The organism is Nocardioides zeae, from assembly GCF_010686755.1.
Classification (GTDB): Bacteria; Actinomycetota; Actinomycetes; order Propionibacteriales; family Nocardioidaceae; genus Nocardioides; species Nocardioides zeae.
On the sequence record NZ_JAAGXA010000011.1, the window covers coordinates 97,790 to 115,190 of the forward strand.

A 17,401-nucleotide genomic window follows, 5' to 3' on the forward strand; every position below is an offset into this window, starting at 1 on the left:
GATGTTCGACCCGGGACCCCGACGACCAGGACGCGGGTCCGGTGGTCGGCCCGCCCCGTCGGGCCGCTCCCGGGCCCTCCTCATCACGGCCATCGTGATCGTCGCGCTGCTGGTGCTCCTCGCCGGCTTCTCGACGTTCTGGACCGAGCGGCTCTGGTACGACTCGATCGGCTACTCGTCGGTCTTCTCGACGCTGGTGTGGACACGGATCGGGCTCTTCGCGCTGTTCGGCGTGCTCATGGCCGCCATCGTGTCCCTCAACATGTACCTGGCCTACCGGTTCCGGCCGACGTTCCGTGCGCCGACGGGGGAGCAGACCAGCCTCGACCGTTACCGCGAGGCCGTGACGCCGGTCCGCCGCTGGCTGCTCGCCATCATCGGTGCGCTCATGGGCGTGTTCGCCGGCACCTCGGCGTCGGGTCAGTGGCGTGACTACCAGCTCTGGCGCAACGCGCAGAGCTTCGGCAAGGACGACCCGTTCTTCGGCAAGGACCTCGGCTTCTACGTCTTCGAGCTCCCGTGGCTCCACTTCCTCGTGGACTTCACCATGGCCGCGCTCGTCGTGGCCGTCATGGGTGCGGTCGTCGTGCACTACCTGTACGGCGGGATCCGCCTGCAGGCGGCGCGCGACAAGCTGTCGAGCCCCGCACAGGTCCAGCTCTCGATCCTCGTCGGCCTGCTCGTGCTGGTGAAGGGCGTCGACTACTTCCTCGACCGGTACGACCTGCTGTCGGCGACCGGTGGCTACATCGACGGCATGGGCTACACCGACGAGAACGCGGTGCTCCCGGCGAAGAACATCCTCATGGGCATCGCGGTCATCTGCGCGGTGCTGTTCTTCCTCAACGTCTGGCGCCGCACGTGGATGCTGCCGACGGTCGGCCTCGGCCTGCTCGTGCTCTCCTCGATCCTGCTCGGCATGATCTGGCCGGCGATCATGGAGCGCTTCCAGGTGCTGCCGACGCAGGCGGACAAGGAGGCGCCCTACATCGAGAAGCACCTCGCGGCGACGAAGGACGCGTTCGGGATCGCGGACGTGGAGATCGACGACTTCGACGCCCAGACGAACCTGACCGACTCCACCGCGGAGACCCGCACGGCTCTCGCGCAGACGGTCGCCAACTCCGGCGGCGTGCGCCTCGTCGACCCGGCGGTCGTGCCCCAGACGTTCCAGCAGCTCCAGCAGGTGCGCGGCTACTACACGGTGCCGGACGTCCTCGACGTCGACACCTACGAGATCGACGGGGTCGAGCGCGACGTCGTGCTCGGTGTACGCGAGCTCAACCAGCAGGGCATCTCGGAGAGCAGCCAGAACTGGGCCAACCTCCACACCGTCTACACCCACGGTTACGGCGTCATCGCGGCGTACGGCAACCAGAAGCGCGCGGACAACGAGACCATCGTGTCGCAGGACCCGGCCTGGGCGGAGACGAACCTCCCGCCGCAGGGCGACCTCACGAACCTGTCGGGCGAGGGCGGCTACGAGGGTCGGATCTACTTCGGCGAGAACAGCCCCTCGTACTCGATCGTCGGCAAGTCCAGCGAGGGCGCCAACGACGTGGAGCTCGACCTGCCCCGCGGCAACGACGGTGGGACCACCACGACCTACGACGGCGCGGACGGCGTGCCGGTGGGCGGGCTCTTCAACAAGCTCCTGTACGCCGTGAAGTTCGGCGAGCCCAACATCGTGCTGTCGGGCCGCGTCAACGAGAACTCGAAGATCCTCTACGACCGCGAGCCGCAGCGCCGGGTCGAGAAGGCCGCGCCGTGGCTCACGGTGGACAACGACGCGCTGCCGGCCGTGGTGGACGGCCGCGTCGTCTGGATCATCGACGGCTACACGACGACGGACCAGTTCCCGCTGTCCAACAGCGAGTCGTTCGACGAGATGACCGACGACTCGCTGGCGGAGAACAACCCGTTCCAGACGGTGCCGACCGACGAGATCAACTACATCCGCAACGCGGTCAAGGCCACGGTCGACGCCTACGACGGCACGGTGACGCTCTACGCCTGGGACGAGGAGGACCCCATGCTGAAGGCGTGGATGGGTGCCTTCCCCGGCACGGTCGAGGACCGCAGCGAGATCCCCGAGGCCCTGCTCGACCACATGCGGTACCCCGAGGACATGTTCAAGGTGCAGCGCTACCAGCTGGCCTCCTACCACGTGGACGACGCGAACGACTTCTACGAGGGCAACGACCGCTGGGAGGTGCCGGCCGACCCGAACGACGCATCGAGCCTGCAGCCGGCCTACCGCCTCTCCGTCCCGTCCGGCGACAGCCTGGTGCCCGACACCTTCTCGCTCACCAGCGTCTACACGCCGGCGAACCGCCAGAACCTCGCCGCGTTCGTGCAGGTCAACGGCGACGCGGCGTCGGAGGGGTACGGCGAGTTCCGGGTGCGTCGACTGAGCTCGACCAACCAGGTCTCGGGTCCAGGCCAGATCGCCAACCAGATCCAGTCCGACCAGGACGTCACGGATGCCCTGCTGCCCTACTCGCGCGGCGACATCAGCACCATCTACGGCAACCTGATCACGCTGCCCGTGGGGGAGAGCCTCCTCTACGTGCAGCCGCTCTACTCGATCCGCACCGAGGGCAGCGGAAACTACCCCGTGCTGCGCTTCGTCGCCGTCTCCTTCGGTGACGACCGGGTCGGCATCGGCCAGACGCTGGCCCAGGCGTTGGCCGACGTGCTCAACGTCGGGCCCATCGACGAGCCGGTCGAGACGCCGGAGGGTGAGGGCGACGGCGACGGCGGGGAGGGCGAGCAGCCCACCGAGCCGACGGGCACGCTCGAGGAGCAGATCCGCGACGCGCTCAGCGCCGCCGACGCCGCGTTCACGGAGGCCGATGCCGCTCTCGCCGAGGGTGACCTCGGCACGTACGGCGACAAGGTCGCCGAGGGGCAGGAGCTCGTCGAGACCGCGCTCGAGCTGGCCCAGGGTCTGCCCGGCGGCGGAGCGGACACCGGCGACACCGGCGACGCTGGCGACGGAGCGACGGACGAGCCGACTGCTGAGCCGACCGAGTAGGTCGCTGACCTGCGGTGATGCCCCGATTGGGGCCGGGTGACCTGGTTCACCCGGCCCCGATTTGGCGTCTGGAGGCGTTCCGCGTAATGTTCTGTTCACCGACGCGGGGTGGAGCAGCTCGGTAGCTCGCTGGGCTCATAACCCAGAGGTCGCAGGTTCAAATCCTGCCCCCGCTACAAGGGAAAGGCCCCTGATCTACGGATCAGGGGCCTTTCGTCATCTCCGGCCCGGTACCCCGGCGGAACCCCGTGGATGAGCGCGGATCGACGCGGATCGACGCGGTGCGAACGTGACCCGCGGCGGTCAGCGGGCGCCGTTGGTCCGCACCGCCGATAGCCTTCGCGCATGGGTCGCGACCGGGGAGGGGCACGACGGGCTCGACGCGATCTGCGTCTCCTGCTGAACGAGTGGGACCCCATCGGCGTGTTCGTGGTGAGCGGTCCTGAGGACTGTAGGCCGGACGCCGACGACGAGTACGACTGCATCCGCGACGGGATCCTCCGCAGGTTGCGCCGCGGCAGCACTCGCGAGGACGTCGCCGCGTACCTGAGACACGAGCTGGACGAGCACTTCGGGATGCCGGACGAGCCGGTGCCCCCGGAGCTGCTGGATCAACTGTTCGTTCGGTGGGGATCGGCTCGGGTGGACGGGAGCTGACGTCGACGGAGACCTGAACCCGTTCAGAGGTCGCAGGTCCACGTCCTGCCCCCACTACGGAGGAACGGCCCCCGATCTCCGGATCGGGGGCCGTTCGCTCGTCCGGCCGGGACCGCCGTCGCATCGCTCGACGGCCGTGGTCGACGCGGTCACACGAGGTGGATGCCTCCGCCGACGCGCAGGTTCTCGCCTGTCACGTACGCCGCGTCGTCGCCAGCGAGGAAGGCCACTGCCTTGCTCACGTCGTCGGGATCTCCGACCCGACGGAGAGGGATGCCGGCCGCCGGGTCGCCGCCGCCCGCCCCCGGGCGGCTCGCCGCCAGCGCGCGGATCCGGGCTGTCTGGATGAGGCCCGGTGACAGTGCGTTGGCGCGGATGCCCTCGGGGCCGAGCTCGACGGCCAACGATCGGGTGTAGCGCACGACGGCGGCCTTCGCCGCGGCGTACAGCGCGAGCTGCCCCGTGCCTGCCTCGACGTCGACGCCGATGGTGGCGATGTTGACGACGGATCCACCGGGCCTGGTCAGGTGGGGCGCCGCAGCGCGGCACATGTTGACGGTCCCGATGAGGTTGAGGTCGACCACTCGCCGCACGTCCTCGTCGGTCGTCGTGGTCGCCGTGCTGCGGTCGTAGGGTGTCACGGCTCCTCCCGCGTTGTTGACGAGGATGTCGAGGCCGGACCACTCCCGGACGACCTGGGCGACCGCGGCGTCGGCCGCTGCGGCGTCGGTGATGTCAGCCTGGATCGCGATGCTGCGCACCCCGAGAGCCCGGATCTCGTCGGCCACCGTGGGTGCGGTGAGCTCTTCCTGCCACCTCTGTGCGACGTCGAGGTCGATGTCGATGATGGCTACGTCGGCTCCGAGTGATGCCAGCCTCAGTGCGTGCGCACGGCCCATGCCGCCCGCGCCTCCCGTGACGATCGCCCGCCGGTTCGCGAGAACTCCGCTCATGTCTGCTCCGTTCCTCTGGGTTCCGTGGCGCAGCTCGTCCGTCGGTGCGCGCTCGACCAGCCGAGGGGAGGACGTCCTGCTCACGGGTCGACGCACCTTCATCCGATCTCGGCTACCCGCGACACGTGTCGTCCCGCTGCACGGAACGGTCCGTGGAGGCGACGGGTGACGGGTGGTGCCCTTCCGCCCATGAGTCAGAACGCAGCAGCGCACGAGTACGACGTCGTCGTGGCGGGAGCCGGTCCGACCGGGCTCGTGCTGGCGATCGACCTGGGGCGCCGCGGGGTGCGGACCCTCCTGGTCGAGAAGGACCCGACGACCAAGGAGTGGCCCAAGATGGACCGCTCCAACGCCCGCACGATGGAGATCTTCCGCCGCCTGGGGTTGGCGGACGAGGTGAGAGGGCTCGGCTACCCGGCGGAGGCTTCGATGGATGTGCTCGTCGTCTCCTCCCTCGCCGAGCAGCCCCTGACCGTGCTCGAGTACGCGACGGTGGCGGAGCATCGCACGGCGATCGCCGCGTCGCGGGACGGCTCCGAGCCTCTCGAGCCCTACCAGCTCGTGTCCCAGAACGACCTGGAGCCGCTGCTGCGTAGTGTCGCCGAGACGACGCCCGGGGTCGACGTCCGTTTCGGCTGCGAGGTTCTGGACTTCTCCCAGGACGAGGACGGCGTCACGGTGTCGCTCGGCGGCGCCGGGGGCGGTGCGGTCAGGGCCGGCTACCTGGTGGGGTGTGACGGCGGCGTCAGCACGGTCCGCAAGAAGCTGGGGATCCCGCTGTCCGGGCGCGGCGGCATCGGTGAGCTCGTTCAGGTCACCTTCAACTCCGAGGAGCTCTACGAGCGCATCCCGATCGGCAAGGGGCGTCACTACTACTTCGCTGATGAGCGCGGTGCCGGCTTCGTCGTCCAAGGGAGCCGCCGACAGTTCTCGCTGAACCTCCGCACGAAGCCGGACGAGCCCGACCTCGACCTCGAGACGGAGATCCGGAGCCGCGTGGGCTTCGACGTCGACCTGCGGGTCGTCAACAGTCGACGGTGGAAGATGCACCTCCTCCTGGCCGACCGCTACCGCGACGGCCGCGTGTTCATCGCCGGCGACGCTGCGCACCTCGTCATCCCGACCGGGGGGCTGGGCATGAACACCGGTGTCGGTGACGCCAACGACCTGGCGTGGAAGCTCGCCGGAACCATCCATGGGTGGGGCGGTCCGGAGCTGCTCGACAGCTACGAGATCGAGCGCCGAGCCGTCGGTGTGCGGAACGTCGAGGCGTCGGGGTGGGCGGCGGAGGGCATGTTCCTGTGGCAGTCCGAGTGGCGCCCCGAGATCTCGGAGGACACGCCGGAAGGTGCCGAGGTGCGTCGGAAGCTGGCCGCTGCTGCGCAGGAGCATCACCGGAGGGTGTACGAGATGGTCGGGGTGGAGCTGGGCTACTCCTACGCCGGTTCGCCTCTCGTCGTCACCGAGGACGATGACCCGAGGGCATGGGACACGATCACCTACACCCCGACCGGGCGCCCCGGCACCCGGCTCCCGCACGTCTGGCTGAGCGACGGTCGTGCGGTGCAGGACGCCCTCGGGGCCGACTACGCGCTGCTCGACCTCACCGGCGAGGCCGACACGGCCGTGGTCGAGGCCGCCTTCGCCCGGTTGGGAGCACCTCTGGACGTGCTTCGCTCCGACGAGCCTGACGCCCGCAAGGTCTACGGGGCCTCGTTCGTCCTCGTGCGGCCCGACCTCCACATCGTCTGGCGCGGTGACGACCTGGGGGGAGTCGCGGACCTGGCGCCGAGGGCCACGGGTCGCGACCGCCAGGCGGTGTCCGCGGGCTCGATCGACGCCCTGGCCGGAGGGCGATGACCGTGGGCGCCGATACGACTGACGTCGTCGTCGTCGGAGCGGGTCTGGCCGGCCACGTCGCGGCGCTGACCGCCGCGGAAGCCGGGATGCGTGTGCTCCTCCTCGAGAAGGGCGACGACTACGGCGGCTCGTCCGTGATCGCCGGTGGCGGCCTCATCTTCGTCGGCACCGACCTCCAGAAGGCGAACGGGATCGACGACTCCCCCGAGAAGCTGCGCGACACGCTCGTGACCAGCGGAGGAGGCGTGGCGCGGGAGGAGCTCATCGGCGCCTACGTCGATGGCCAGCTCGAGACCTACGAGTGGTTGTCGGCGCAGGGGATCGCCTTCTCGATGGACGAGTCCGCCACGACGGAGCCCTTCACCCGGGTCCACTTCACAGGAACCGGGGTGGCCACGCACCGCCTCCACCAGTTGGTCGAGGAGCATGCCCAGGTCGAGTACAGGGCGGCCACGCCGGCTGTCGCGCTGGGACGCGACGACGATGGTCGGGTCACTCGTGTGGCTGTCCTGGTCGACGGGGAGGTCCGCTGGTGGTCGGCCACGCGAGGGGTCGTGCTGACATCAGGTGGGTTCTCGCGGGGCCTGGAGCTGGTTCGCACCTTCACACCCCAGTGGACCGACACCGTGCAGATGGGCGGGGCGCACAACACCGGTGACGGCATCACCATGGGATGGTCGCTGGGCGCTGGTGTGGCCGACATGCCCTACGTCGCGGCGACGTTCGGTGCGACGTGCGGCGACGGGACGGGCGAAGGTCGCGAACCCATGCTGCTGTACCCGAACTACAAGGGGGCGGTGATCGTCAACCGCGACGCGGAGCGGTTCGCCAACGAGGAGATGCGTTACAAGGAGATGGGTCGTCTCTGCATCGACCAACCTGGAGCAGTCGCGTTCGAGGTGTTCGACCAGCCGGTCCTGGAACGCTCAGAAGAGCTGGCGGCGCCGCTGGACCTCAAGGCCGCGCTGCGCAACGGCTACTTCGAGCAGGCCGACACCCTGGATGAGCTGGCGGACGCCCTCGGGCTCGATCCCGTCGCGCTGACGCGGACGATCGAGCGTTACAACCAAGACGTGCGGGCCGGTGAGGACACCGCGTTCGGTCGCCCGATCGCGGCAGACGGCAAACCCGGAGCCGCCCCGATCGAGACTCCGCCGTTCTACGGCTACCGCACGAGACCGGGACTCACCTCGACCTTCGCCGGGCTCACCGTGGACGCAGCCATGCGGGTGCTTGACGTCTACGGCGCACCCATACCCGGTCTGCACGCCGCAGGCGAGGTCGTGGGTGGTTTCCACGGCTCCGGCTACTACAGCGGGACGGCGCTGGGCAAGGCTGCCGTCTTCGGACGGATCGCCGGTCGTGCCGTCGTCGGCGATTAGGCGGCGCACGGCGGCCCTACGGGCCCTACGCGGTGTTCGTCGGGGCTGGGGGAGTCGCACTGCGGGCCTGGCTCTGGCCGATGCCCGCCACTCGTTCCGACGTCCGGAACTTGTGATTGGGGCAACACCCGCAGACGGAACACGATGCCGCTCATCGCCTCGACCACCCGCTCGAGGCCGCGGCGACAGGTGGGCGGAGTGCCCGTCCGGTGTCGGGCCGATCGGAGTGCCCCAGCCCTCGGCGCCCGCGCCGAGCACAGATGTCAACGCTTTCCAGACCAACGAGACAGGCGGTAACGACGGTGGCAGTCCTGGACGTACGAGAGGTGACGCTGAGATTCGGCGGCATCACCGCGCTGGAGAGCCTGAGCTTTCGGGCCGAGTCGGGGGAGATCTGCGGTCTCATCGGCCCGAACGGCGCGGGCAAGACGTCGCTCTTCAACTGCATCAGCCGGGTCTACCAGCCGACCTCCGGCGAGGTGCTGCTCGACGGTCGGAACCTGCTGGACAGCCCGGCCCACCAGGTTGCGCGACTGGGGGTCGCCCGCACGTTCCAGAACCTGGGTCTCTTCCCCACGATGACCTTCCTCGAGAACACGATGGCCGGTGCGCACCCGCACGGTCGCGCGGGATTCCTGCGCTCGCTCCTGCGACTCGGGGTGGCGCGCGAGGATCGTGAGATGCGGGCGCAGGCGTTCGCACTGCTGGAGCGTCTGGGGCTCGCCGAGCTGGCCTTCGAGAAGGCGGCGGACCAGCCGTACGGCACGCTGAAGCGGCTGGAGCTGGCCCGCGCCCTCGCCGGATCCCCGAAGCTCCTGATGCTCGACGAGCCCGCTGGCGGGCTGACGCACGGCGAGGTCCACGAGCTGGGCGAGCTGATCCGCGAGCTGCGCGACGAGCTCGGCCTCACCGTGGTGCTCGTCGAGCACCACATGGGCATGGTGATGGGAATCTCGGACAAGGTGGTCGCGATGTCGTTCGGCAAGCTGATCGCGGAGGGCACACCTGCCGAGATCCAGGTGCATCCCGAAGTCGTCACCGCCTACCTGGGGACGCCGGCATGAGCCTCGAGCTGCAGGGCGTGAGCGCTGGCTACGGTGCCGGCGACGTGCTCCACGAGATCAGCCTCGACGTCCGTCCCGGTGAGGTCGTCGTCATCCTGGGCGCCAACGGTGCCGGCAAGACGACGCTGATGCGTGCGGTGTCCGGTGTCATCCCGCGGCGCGGCCGGATCCTCTTCGAGGGGAAGGACATCTCGCGCACGGGGCCAGAGCAGATTGTGCGGTTGGGCCTGGCGCAGGTACCGCAGGGCCGCGGCACCTTCGTGGACCTCACGGTCGAGGAGAACCTCCGCACGGGTGCGCTCTCGCGCCGGGACAGCGCGAGGGTGAACGAGGACCTCGACCGCTGGTACACCACCTACCCCCGTCTTGCGGAGCGCCGTCGTCAGAAGGCCGGTCTGCTGTCCGGGGGCGAGCAGCAGATGCTCGCGGTCTCGCGGGCCATGATGAGCCGCCCGCGGCTGCTCTTGTGCGACGAGCCGAGCCTCGGCCTGTCGCCGCGCCTGACGCAGGAACTGTTCGCCTCCCTGCGGTCCATCAACGAGGAGTGGGACATGAGCATGCTCATCGTCGAGCAGAACGCCGCCATCGCCCTGGGGATCGCCACGCGCGGCTACCTCCTCGAGGTGGGCACCATCGCTCGGGCGGGTAGCGCCGACGAGCTCAGCGACAGCGACGCCGTGCGCGCCGCCTACCTGGGTTACTGAGGAGGTCACCGTGGAGTTCGAGCTCTTCCTCACGCGCCTCGTCCAGGGCATCAACAACGGCGCCATCTACGCCTTCCTCGCCCTTGCACTCGTCTGCACCTACCGCGGCAGCAAGGCCCTCAACCTCGCTCAGGGCGAGCTGGCCATGATCTGCACCTTCGTGTCGTGGAGCCTGGCCGCGAACGGGGTGCCGCTGCCGCTCGCGATCCTCGGTGGCGTCGTCGTCGGAGGCCTCTCGGGCGCAGCGATCGAACGCACCCTCATCAGGCCCCTCGGCCGGGACGCTCATTACTCCGTCCTGCTCGTCTGTGTCGGTCTCTTCCTGGCGATCAATGCCCTCGCTGGCTTCATCTGGGGTGGCGACCCCCAGTCCTTCCCCGCCGTGGTGCCCGATGCGCCCGACGACTTCGTGCCGGTCATGGGGGTGCGACTGCGCTACCAGCAGCTGGTCATCCTCGTGGTGCTCCTCGTGCTGGTCGCGGCGCTCTACGCGGTCTTCCGGTACACCCGCTTCGGACTCTCCATGCGGGCGGCCGCGAGCAATCCGGACTCGGCGTCGCTCGTGGGCGTCAGGGTCAACCGCGTCAATGCGTGGGGCTGGGTGCTGGCCGGCGCCGTCGGAGCCCTTCTGGGGCCCTTGATCGCGCCGAGCACCACGCTCTCGACGAGCATGTTCTTCACCTTCATCATCTACGCCTGCGCGGCGGCGACCGTCGGCGGGTTCGACAGTCCCATCGGTGCCGTCATCGGCGGCCTGTTCATCGGCGTGACGGAGAACCTCGTCGCGAGCTACGTCGGATTCATCGGAGACAGCCTCAAGCTGACGGTCGCCCTCGTCATCTTGCTGGTCGTCCTCATGGTCAAGCCGAGCGGCCTGCTCGGCACACGAGAGGTGGAGCGGGTATGACGTCGGCCAAGCAACGTCTGGTCATCGTGGAGGGCAGCGCCCTCCACCTCGGCCTCCGGATCGCGGGTGCACTCGCCATCATCGCGACAGCGTTCGCACTGCCCTACGTGCTGGAGCCGTTCCGGCTCAGCCAGATCGCCGGTGCCTGCGTGTACGCCATGGCGGTCGTCGGCCTCAACCTGCTGGCGGGATTCGGTGGTCAGATCTCCCTGGGGCACGCCGCATTCTTCGGCCTCGGCGCCTACACCACAGGGGTTCTCACCACGGGGTACGGAGTCGATCCGGCGTTGTCGTTCCTCGTCGGGATCGTGGTGTGCTTCGCGGTCGGTGTGATCGTCGCGTTCCCGGCCCTGCGGCTGCGCGGGATCTACGTCGCGCTGGTCACCCTGGCGGTCGGCCTGATCTTCCCCACGCTGGTGATTCGTTTCGCCGACCTCACCGGTGGATCCACCGGGTTGTTCGGCGTCACCTACCAGCCTCCGGACCTCGCGTACTTCTCCGGATTCAACGGGCGCGTGTACTGGAACTACTGGTTGGCCGTGGCCGGTCTCGCCCTGGCGTGCCTGGTCGTCCGGAACCTGATGAACGGGCGGTTCGGTCGGAGCGTCATCGCCCTGCGTGACAACGAGACCGCGGCGGTGATCATGGGGGTGAACCGCACGGGGACGCGCGTCGTCGTGTTCGGGACGTCGGCCAGCATCGCCGGTCTCGCGGGCAGTCTCTTCGCCGTCTCGAGCGGATTGCTCACCCCGTTGAGCTTCTCGCTCCTCCTCACGCTCTACTTCCTGGCCGGCATGATCATCGGCGGCGCCTCGTCCTTCTGGGGCCCGGTCCTGGGCGGGTTCCTCATCTACTTCGTTCCCGTGTGGTCGGCCGAGCTGTCGAGCATCAACGGCAGCCAGAATCTCGCCGGTGTCGTGTTCGGCGTGATCATCATCCTGATCACGTTCTTCTTGCGCTCGGGGCTCGCGGGGCTCGTGCGCACTCTGCTCGGCCTGGTCGTCAGGGTCGAGCCCCGTATGCCCGTGGCGGTGCCCAGCGCCGCGCGCGCATCCCTATCGGAGCCGCGCCTCACCGAGCGGCACCACCTGTCGGCCCCGGCCGACGACCGTCCCGAGCTCGATCGCAGCGGAGTCGGGTCCACCGACGCTGCTCGCAACCACTGATCGAGTACCAGCCCTAAGGAGAGAAGTGAAGACCAGACTGATCACAGCCGCGTCGGGGGTGGCGCTCCTCGCGCTCGTCTCCGCCTGCGCATCGCCGTCGGGTGACGGCAACGGCTCCTCGGGCGGGTCCGGTGGCGGCGGAGGCGGCGGCAACGCCGCTCAGGAGGCGGCCGAGGAGCTCGGTATCGACCTGTCGAAGTGTCCGACCGACATCACCCAGCCCCTGACGGGGACCCTGAAGATCGGCACTCCGCTCGCGCTCACCGGTCCGGCTGCGCCTGCGGTCGCGCCCCTCGGTGTCGCGCAGCAGGCGGCCGTCGACTACTTCAACGAGACTGCCGACCTTCCCGTCGAGCTCGAGCTCATCGTCAAGGACGACCAGTTCGCCCCCGACAAGACCTTGGCGGTGGCGCAGGAGCTGGTGCAGTCGGACGAGGTCGGTGTGCTCAACGGCGTGGTCGGGACCGCCAACGTGGCCGCTGCACGCGAGGTGGCTCAGCAGTACTGCGTGCCGCTCATCGCTGCCACCAGCGGTGGCCGGTCGGCGAACGACCCGACGAACTATCCATTCACCGTGCCGTGGTCGCTGCCGTCGTACGTCGACGTCAGCGCCTGGGTCGCGCACCTCGAGGAGGACTTCCCCGATGGCGCCAAGGTCGCCGTGTACACGGCGAACACGGAGAGCGGCGAGGACTACCTGGAGGCCATCGAGGAGCTGACGGAGGGGACCAACCTCGAGGTCGTGTCCGAGACCACGATCGAGGCCGCCGACTCCGCTCCGCCGGCTGCACAGGTCACCACGATGAAGGCCAGCGGTGCCAACGTGCTCTTCGCCGCCCCCAGCCCGACCGGTCAGTGCTCGTCCCTGATGACGGAGGTCGCCAACCAGGGCTGGGACCTGGACGCGTTCATGCTGACGACGCAGTGCACCGTGCTCCAGCTGATGGAACCGGCCGGCGCGGCTGCCGACGGGGTGTTCGCCAGCACGTACATCAACGACCCCGCGCTCGACTCCGCGCAGGACGACGAGGGCGTGCAGGAGTACGTCGCCGCGGTGGAGCAGTACCAGCCGGGCAAGCCGATCGTCGGATCGACGATGAGTGGGTTCAGCGAGATCGAGGTGCTCGTGCGCGCGATCGAGCAGGCAGACGGGTCGCCACTGGGTGCGAGTCCGCTGGGGATCCTGTACGCCGCGACCCACATGACGTTCCAGTCGAAGGCGATGCTGCCCGGGGTGACCTACAGCCTGAACTACCCGCAGGACCAGGTCGCCATGGAGTCGGCGCAGCTGAGCCAGTTCAGCGACGGTCAGTGGGAGAAGGTCCAGGTCTTCGACTTCAACGGCGAGACCACCGGCAAGGCGAGCATCGGCGACTGATACCCGTTCATGCGAGCAGCAGCGCCCCGGGAGCCCCAGGCTCCCGGGGCGCTTCACGTCACGGCGCCCCCGAACTCGGCATCGGGGGCGGGTTCGTGCCGCGCAGGCGACCAGCGGCGTGGCCCGAGAGGGTCGGTCCGCGGCAGCGATCTGAGAGCGCAGCCCGGGCGGGCAGTGTGCCGAGCCGGGTGGTCCATGTGCGGCTCACGTGCTCGACGCCGCAACCCGGGGCAGGTGCGGCGGGAGAGGTCCCTGACCCTCGGAACTCCGTCTGATGACGACGGCCCTGGGTGCGGCCCCTACGACCGCGCCGATGCCCGTAGGGCGCTGCGCAGCACCTTCCCGGTGGCGTTGCGCGGCAGTTCGTCGGCGAAGCGCACCGATGTGGGGCACTTGTAGGCCGCCAGCCGGGCGCGGGCGAACGCGATCAGCTCGGCGGCCGTCACCGCGCCGGTGCGTCCGGGGACCAGGACGACCGTCGCGAGCACCGACTCTCCCCACTTCTCGGACGGCACCCCGACCACCGCGACCTCGGCCACGTCCGGGTGGTCGATGAGGACGTTCTCCACCTCGGCCGGGTAGACGTTCTCCCCACCCGTGATGATCATGTCGTCGAGCCGGTCGACGAGCGTGAGGTAGCCCCCGTCGAGCACGCCGATGTCACCGGTGCGGATGTAGCCGTCCTGGGTGATGGTGCTCGCGGTGGCATCGGGCCGCTGCCAGTAGCCCGCCATGGCGGTCGGGGACTGGACCTGCACCTCGCCCGGGAGACCAGCGTCCGTGATGTCCACGCCGGTCACCGGATCGACGAGCCGCAGCGTGACACCCGGCATCGGCCGACCGGCGGTGTGGGCGTGGTGCTCGTGGTCCTCGTGCGTCAGCACGGTCATCCCGATGGTCTCGGTCGCCCCGTACACCTGGATGAGCCGAACCGCCGGAAGCGCCTCACGGGTCCTGTCCAGCAGCCCGGGCGGCATCGGCGACCCGGCGTACACAAGTGTTCGCAGCGAGGATGTGTCCCTCGCCGCGAGCTCGGGGGACCGGACCAGGTTGTCGATGACCGTCGGGACGAGGGCCGAGTGCGTCACCCGGTGGCGCTCGATGAGATCGAGCAGTACGGCCGGGTGCGCCTCGGGGGCGACGACGCACGTGCCTCCGGCGTGCAGCACGGTCAACGCGCCCGAGGCGGCATTGGCGTGGAAGAGGGGGGTGGCGACGAGGAACACCGTGTCGGCGGAGATCTCGAGCAGTGACGCGCGTTCGAGTGACGCGTGGAGGCTCGCGAAGGAGTGGACCACTCCCTTGGGTCGTCCGGTCGTTCCCGAGGTGTAGGTGTGCGTGGCGAGGTCGTCCGGCCGTACGACAGGCAGGACGTCCTCGGACGATTGCTCGTCGAGCCACACGTCGAAGGGTGCGGCGCCGGGCAGGTCACGGTCAGGATCAGCAGGACGGCCCTGGCCGGTGCTCGCGCTCGGCCCGTACACCAGGGTGGTGGGGATCCCCCGTAGGCCGGGACGCGCGGCGAGGAGCAGGTCGAGCAGACCCTGGTCGACGACGACGACCTTGGCGTCGCTGTGCTCGACCAAGGTGTCGACCTCCCGCGGCGACAGTCGCCAGTTCAGGGCCGTCAGAACGGCTCCGGCGCGTGCGACCCCGTACAGGACGTCGAAGTACTCGAGCGAGTTGCGTCCGAGGAAGGCGACCCGATCACCCGGGCCCACCCCCGCAGCGCGGAGCCCGTTGGCCACGCGGACGCTGCGCTCCCGCAGTTCATGCCACGTCCGGGATGCGTCCGTGCCCACCAGGGCACGCTCGTCGGGTCGCTCGAGGGCCGTCAGCTCGAGGGATCCCAGGAAGGTGCGGGTCGGTGCCGCACTTGCGGTCCCCCCTCCCTGCGTCGCTGGAGGGACGAGGGGCGGGCGGGACGACATGAAGGGACTCCTCCGGGGCGCAGCTGTTCGGCAACCAGGACAGGCAAAGTGAAAGCGGTCACACGAGCCAGGGCAAGCAGGTGTCTCGTTGACCGGAAACGAACGGGCGAGGCCTCCGGGGCGCAGGGAGTCCCTGGCCGCGGCGACCTCGCCCGCTGCTGATCGGTGGTGGTGGGTGTCAGCCGGCGGGGATCGCCGGAGTGCCCGCCTGGTTTCCCTTGAGGTCCAGGCGTTCTGCCGACCACGGCAACGTCAGAGGAGCCTTGGGCTCGGGCGCGTGGGTCTCGCCGGTCATGAGGTTGTTCCACCGGCGCCACCAACAGCGCATCTGCAGCTCGTCCTGCCCCGTCGTGATGTCCGTGTTCATGCCGCGCGAGATGTCCGACCAAGGAAGCTCCTTGTGGGTCGCGAAACCCTTCTGCGCGCTTTCGAGTGCCTCGACGTCGTCGGGGGAGGCGAGGCCGCCCGGGCCCCAGAACGTGAGGAAGTTGTCGAGTCGCTGGGCCCGCAGGTCGGGCCCCTCGTCCTTCGGGACGATGTGCCAGGCGGTGACCTCCATGAAGTCCGGCGTCACGGGGTCGATCTTGCGGATGAGCACGCCCATCACGAGGTCGATGACGATGAGGTTGGGGAAGATCACGAGGTTGCGGGTGCCTCGGAGGCGGTCGGCCCAGCCCTCGCCGTGACGCTCCGCGACGTCCGCGTAGCGCTCGGCGCGCTCGGCCCTGCCGGCTTCGGACAACGGACGGCCCATCAGGTCCTCGCCGCCGGGGGGAGCGGCGAAGACCGCGTGCCCGTTGCCGAGGTCGATGCTGCGTTCCTTGCCCACCAACGAGGTGTCGACCGAGTTGCCGCGTGCCGCGATGACCATCTCGAAGTAACGCTGGTGCGTCGACATGGCGTGGTACCCGTCCACGCTGTTCTCGACCAACAGCTTCCAGTTGGCGCGGCAGGAGTACTCGTGGGTGCCCTCGATGATCTCCATGCCGACCTCGGACTGGTCGACGATGAGGTCGAGGTACTCCCGAGCACCCGCGAGGTAGTCCACCAGCGGGACGATGTCGGGGTCGAAGCTCGCGAACACGAAACCGCGGTAGGACTCCACCCGCGGCGGCGCCGCGAGCCCGGGCCGCTCGAAGTCCGCGCCGTACGCGTGGTCGCCCGGCATCGAGACCTGCTCGCCAGCGGTGTTGAACGACCACCCGTGGTAGAAGCACGTCATGAACCGTGCGTTGCCGGACCTGTCGCGGCACAACATCGCTCCGCGGTGCGGGCAGGAGTTGAGCCAGACGCGGATCTCGCCCTTGTGGTCGCGCGTGAAGATGATCGGGCGGCCGGACAGGGTCCGGGTCTTGAAGCTGTTCGGCTTGGGCAGCTCGGACTCGTGCCCCACGTAGAGCCAGCTCTTGTCGAAGACGCGGCTACGTTCCATCGTGAGCACAGCCGAGTCGACCATCGTGGAGCGGTTGATCTTGAACTTCGGCGTGTCTCGATCGTCGATCACGTACTCGGACATCAGTCAGCACCTTCTTCTCTCGGGTCGTGGGCGTCGGCGTGGTGGATCGGGGCCGCGGGCAGCGGACCGTGCGATGAGCTCGCCCCGCGACGCTCGCGCCATGCGACGGCGAGGGGCGTGGGACGAGGCTCGACCTGGGCGTTGAACCACTCGATGATCCGCTGACGGTGGTCGAACGAGGCGGCGAGCTCGAGCGGCTCGGTCGAGCGCAGGTACAGGTCCGCTCCTACGCCCGGATACCTCACCACCTGCGAGTGGCGCGGCCCGCGCGCCGCCAGCAGGGTGGAGAGGTCGGTGAGGGCCGACGCGGGTGCGGCCGGGTCCTCCTCCCCCGACAGGACCAGCCAGGGGGAGCGGGTCGCGCTGACGAGAGGGGGGAGCGCGGCATCGAGCTCGCCGCGCGCGTCGGCGGTGAGACCCACGGGCGAGACCGTGACCAGCGCACCCGCCCCGGTCGCAGCGCTGAGCCGCATGGCGCTCGCCACGGGGATCCGGAATGCCAGTACACCGATCTGCGCGGCCTCCCATCCCCGTGCGGCGAGGCGACCGGAGAGCGACGCTGCGGCGGCGACCAGCGCGTCTGCGCTGACGTCGCCGTGCGGGGTTGCCGCGAGGCCCTCGTACCCGTGCTCTGCGAGGGCGTTGAGCACGACCGCATCGTCCCCGTCGCACTGGTCCTCGGCACAGAGCACCAAGACGGCGCCGCGGGGGATGCCTCCCAAGTACAGCTCAGCCACGTCCAGGGGCGTGCCGGCGTGGGCCCAGCGCTCCCGTCGTGGGGTGATGGTCACAGCAGTCTGCAAGCGTCGGTCCTCCAGTGCGTCGGAACCGCCGATGATCGACACG

General features: G+C 69.4%; 13 protein-coding genes and 1 tRNA gene. 10 read left to right on the plus strand and 4 right to left on the minus strand.

The window, feature by feature from the left end; translation table 11 throughout:
- The first annotated feature begins 1 nt into the window (after position 1).
- From G3T38_RS15635 to G3T38_RS15645, 3 genes are all read left to right on the plus strand, one after another.
- The gene (locus G3T38_RS15635; protein WP_241728967.1) at positions 2–3,037 is read left to right on the plus strand and encodes a UPF0182 family membrane protein; all 3,036 of its coding nucleotides are present in this window, start codon (positions 2–4) and stop codon (positions 3,035–3,037) included.
- A 102-nt stretch (positions 3,038–3,139) separates the two neighbouring features.
- A tRNA-Met gene (locus tag G3T38_RS15640) sits at positions 3,140–3,213 on the plus strand.
- Positions 3,214–3,382: 169 nt separating this feature from the next.
- Entirely contained in the window at positions 3,383–3,694 is a 312-nt protein-coding gene (locus G3T38_RS15645; protein WP_194247583.1) for a hypothetical protein, read from the plus strand.
- Positions 3,695–3,843: 149 nt separating this feature from the next.
- On the opposite strand, the gene G3T38_RS15650 is transcribed toward G3T38_RS15645, so the two are convergent.
- Complete coding sequence (locus G3T38_RS15650; protein ID WP_163773248.1) at positions 3,844–4,647, minus strand: SDR family NAD(P)-dependent oxidoreductase; 804 nt, start codon at positions 4,645–4,647, stop codon at positions 3,844–3,846.
- A 189-nt stretch (positions 4,648–4,836) separates the two neighbouring features.
- Here G3T38_RS15650 and G3T38_RS15655 point away from each other — a divergent pair, with 189 nt between their 5' ends.
- The 7 genes from G3T38_RS15655 (at position 4,837) to G3T38_RS15685 (ending at position 13,108) form a co-directional block, all read left to right on the plus strand.
- Positions 4,837–6,507: an FAD-dependent monooxygenase gene (locus G3T38_RS15655; RefSeq protein WP_163773249.1), complete on the plus strand. Its 1,671-nt coding sequence runs from the start codon at positions 4,837–4,839 to the stop codon at positions 6,505–6,507.
- Positions 6,504–7,889 (plus strand): FAD-dependent oxidoreductase, encoded by a 1,386-nt coding sequence (locus G3T38_RS15660; protein ID WP_163773250.1) that lies wholly within the window; start codon positions 6,504–6,506, stop codon positions 7,887–7,889. The genes G3T38_RS15655 and G3T38_RS15660 overlap by 4 nt, the downstream gene beginning before the upstream one ends.
- Positions 7,890–8,215: 326 nt before the next feature.
- A complete protein-coding gene (locus G3T38_RS15665; RefSeq protein ID WP_338037697.1) occupies positions 8,216–8,953 on the plus strand; it encodes an ABC transporter ATP-binding protein in 738 nt (245 codons plus the stop codon).
- A complete protein-coding gene (locus G3T38_RS15670; protein ID WP_163773252.1) occupies positions 8,950–9,657 on the plus strand; it encodes an ABC transporter ATP-binding protein in 708 nt (235 codons plus the stop codon). Before G3T38_RS15665 ends, G3T38_RS15670 begins: the two co-directional genes overlap by 4 nt.
- A 10-nt stretch (positions 9,658–9,667) precedes the next feature.
- Positions 9,668–10,564, plus strand: a complete 897-nt coding sequence (locus G3T38_RS15675; RefSeq protein ID WP_163773253.1) for an ABC transporter permease subunit — start codon at positions 9,668–9,670, stop codon at positions 10,562–10,564.
- A complete protein-coding gene (locus tag G3T38_RS15680) occupies positions 10,561–11,730 on the plus strand; it encodes a branched-chain amino acid ABC transporter permease (RefSeq protein WP_163773254.1) in 1,170 nt (389 codons plus the stop codon). The genes G3T38_RS15675 and G3T38_RS15680 overlap by 4 nt, the downstream gene beginning before the upstream one ends.
- A gap of 25 nt (positions 11,731–11,755) precedes the next feature.
- Positions 11,756–13,108, plus strand: a complete 1,353-nt coding sequence (locus G3T38_RS15685) for an ABC transporter substrate-binding protein (protein WP_163773255.1) — start codon at positions 11,756–11,758, stop codon at positions 13,106–13,108.
- Positions 13,109–13,407: 299 nt separating this feature from the next.
- On the opposite strand, the gene G3T38_RS15690 is transcribed toward G3T38_RS15685, so the two are convergent.
- The 3 genes from G3T38_RS15690 to G3T38_RS15700 form a co-directional block, all read right to left on the minus strand.
- Positions 13,408–15,039 carry a long-chain-fatty-acid--CoA ligase gene (locus G3T38_RS15690; protein ID WP_163773256.1) on the minus strand — a complete coding sequence of 544 codons (1,632 nt, stop codon included), beginning with the start codon at positions 15,037–15,039 and terminating at the stop codon, positions 13,408–13,410.
- Between the two features lie 178 nt (positions 15,040–15,217).
- Positions 15,218–16,555, minus strand: coding sequence for an aromatic ring-hydroxylating oxygenase subunit alpha (locus G3T38_RS15695; RefSeq protein ID WP_163773257.1), 1,338 nt, complete (start codon positions 16,553–16,555; stop codon positions 15,218–15,220).
- Entirely contained in the window at positions 16,555–17,358 is an 804-nt protein-coding gene (locus tag G3T38_RS15700; protein WP_163773258.1) for an alpha/beta hydrolase family protein, read from the minus strand. The genes G3T38_RS15695 and G3T38_RS15700 overlap by 1 nt, the downstream gene beginning before the upstream one ends.
- Between the last annotated feature and the right edge of the window lie 43 nt (positions 17,359–17,401).